Here is a 2,935-nt window from a genome sequence, read left to right as displayed (position 1 = left end):
ACATATAGCTATGATAATCTAGATAGACTTCTTGAAACAGTAAATAGCTCAAAGACTATCTCCTATGAATATGATAGAAGAGGAAATAAGATAGCAGAATTTGAGAATGGAATACTAGAAAAGAGGTTTTCATTTGATGCCACAAATATGCTTTCCAAGGTTGAGGTTGGCACAACAGTTGAGGCTATATATAGCTACAATGGTATGGGTAAGCGTGTGGCCGTAACCAAGCCTGATGAGCAGATAGAATTCCTGCTTGATTTAACAAAAGACTACCACAACATGCTAGAGCGCGCTGTAAATGGTAAGACAGAATCCTACATATATGATAGTAATGTAGTCTCAATGTCTAAATCAGGGGAAGATTATTTCTACATGCTAGATGAACTTGGAACTGGTATGTATCTAACAGGTACAGATGGAGCAGCTGTAGGTACATACGCATACGACGAGTTTGGCAGAACTGTTAATCCAGGAAATGGCAAGCATGATGGAATTGCTTATATTAAAAATGGAAATATCATCCAGCCTCTTGCATTCACTGGATACCAGCATGATGAGATGACAGATAGTTATTTTGCTCAGGCGAGATACTATGATGCTGAGGTGGGCAGGTTTGTAAGTGAGGATAAGGTTAGAGGCTATAAAGCTAAACCGGACTCTATAAACCATTATTTGTATTGTTGGAATAGACCGGCTAATTTAGTTGATCTTGATGGATTGAGTGCTGTTGATGCTGTTATGTATAATATCTCTAATGTATCTTCGGGATGCTTGGCAGATACAGTTAGTTTTGAAGGGAATAGTAATAATGATGACTATGTCGGGGCAGTATATTTATTAAATGAAGATGGTGCATTAGGCGCTGGTCATGCGGCAATAGCATTAGTAAAAGAAAATGGAAGAATGGATGTATTTAGTATAGGAGGGGAACCAAATGTAGATATTTCAATTTACAATAATACAGTTAATGGTGTTCAGATGGGAACACCTACAATTATGGTTAATGATGTTTCTATAACGGGATATTTAGGTACTCATGTAAATAGAAATGGTGAAGAACAGGATATGTCATATAGGTATCTTATAGAGAATAGCGCAATTACACATGATACTATCTCAAATAATGGCGTAAACACGATAGATGAATACACGCATTTTATATATATACCAATTAATAATGAACAAGGGGTTGATATGTATAATGAAGCAATGAGACTTCGAGAGGGTTATATTCAAAATGGCACGCATTACAATGTGTTAACGAATAACTGTAATCAAAATGTTCAAATGATTCTTGCTGCAGGAGAAATGGATTTTGCGCCTTCGGATTTTGATTGGTTAGATACCTGCCCCAACAATGTATATAAGAATATGGTTAAAGATATCATATCTGGCAAATATGATGGATATTATTTTGGAGAATTATCGGAACTAGGAACAGCTTATGAGGAGTGTGACGGATGAAAAAAAAGGTAACAATAATAATTATTCTAATTGGAGGGGTTCTTATGTTTATGCTTTTCTTTAATGAAAAGAAGGTAAAATATGATGAGGTCTTATTATACGAAAGTAACGAAGGAGCTATTGATGTTAATTTTGAAGAAAATCAACCGATTGCAGGTGACTTTCTGCCTGGTTACCTTAAAATAAGCGACGACAAATATATCACGTACAAAGATAGTGGTAGTGGAGAATACTCTATTGTTAACTATGAAAATGGAAAGGAAATAAGAACAGTGCTGGTGAATGAAATTCATTCACAACTAAGATATAATTCGGCGACAAATTCTGTATTTTATTTAGATGATGGCAATGTTAAAAAAATGGATGTAATAAGTGGAAATGTAACAGATATCACTAGTGTTTCCTACGGAGAAAATGATAGTTTTTATGTTTCAAGTGACGAACAATATGTATTCTTTATAGATAAAGGCATTGAAAACAAACTCCTAAGAAAGAATATATCAACGGAAGAATTATATGTTATAGATGAGGATGTGCTTATATTTGATGCATCCACAAATGGAAAAATTATATATCAAAAAACAGCTTCGCAAAAATTTGGAATATATCTATATGACGATATGAATAAAAGGATAGAGAAAATTTTTGCGGACAGTGAAAGAAGCAATGATATTGCAATTTCGATAGATGGTAAACAATTTTTATATACACGACATAAGAGTTATTGGTTCTATGATAATGGGAAAGATTGCTTACACTGCTATAATTTATCTACAAAAAAAGATGCAGTCATATATGAGACAAAATCAAATAGTCAGATTGATTATTTAAGCTTTCTAGATTACTAGATTTCAGAAAATGATAATGGACCACTAACCCCGTCCCCTAGGGTTCATCAAGGAGTGTGAAATGCGGAAGAATATATTATTGATAAGTGTTGTAGGGATAATACTTATGATACTTGTACTTATAATTGCAATTCCAATAAAAAATGATTTGATAGCAAAAAAAGTAGCGGATGATTTGGAAAAGATTCCTTTACCAAATAACAGTTGCTTTATAGAAAAGAAATCATTGGCAGGAAAACTTTGTGGTAATGGAAACGGAATGCAATACTTTGGAGCAGTATTAATAAAAAGCGATTTATCTATGGAAGATATACAAGATTACTATTATTCACAGAGTGAAGACGATTTGAAATACTATATTGAATCACAAAAAGACGAAATCATTAGAGTTATTGAAAATCAAAATGCATCTTTTGAATCCCATATTGAAGGAAATGATTATTATATTGTGTATGCATGGGGAGATTATAATGGGATTGCAAGTGAATTTGATTTGAGGGGAAATTGATTAAAGGAGAATTATGTTAAACGAGGTATTAATCGACACAGAAATTTATAAGGTAATAGTAAATGACCTGTCATTTTCGGCTATGGGCTGCATGTTTGACGCTGCCGAGGTA

At 33.5% G+C, this 2,935-nt stretch carries 3 protein-coding genes; all 3 read left to right on the top strand.

What is annotated here, in order from left to right:
- Positions 1-1,467 (top strand): RHS repeat domain-containing protein (locus BLP50_RS14055; protein ID WP_143001155.1); only part of this gene is annotated, 1,467 nt, incomplete at its 5' end.
- Complete coding sequence (locus BLP50_RS14050; protein ID WP_090155876.1) at positions 1,464-2,315, top strand: TolB-like translocation protein; 852 nt, start codon at positions 1,464-1,466, stop codon at positions 2,313-2,315. The genes BLP50_RS14055 and BLP50_RS14050, both read left to right, overlap by 4 nt.
- A gap of 61 nt (positions 2,316-2,376) precedes the next feature.
- A complete protein-coding gene (locus tag BLP50_RS14045; RefSeq protein WP_090155874.1) occupies positions 2,377-2,823 on the top strand; it encodes a hypothetical protein in 447 nt (148 codons plus the stop codon).
- Positions 2,824-2,935: the final 112 nt, after the last annotated feature.

It is taken from the genome of Pseudobutyrivibrio sp. AR14, from assembly GCF_900101325.1.
Taxonomy (GTDB): domain Bacteria; phylum Bacillota; class Clostridia; order Lachnospirales; family Lachnospiraceae; genus Pseudobutyrivibrio.
This window is presented reverse-complemented; position numbering and strand designations above follow the sequence as displayed.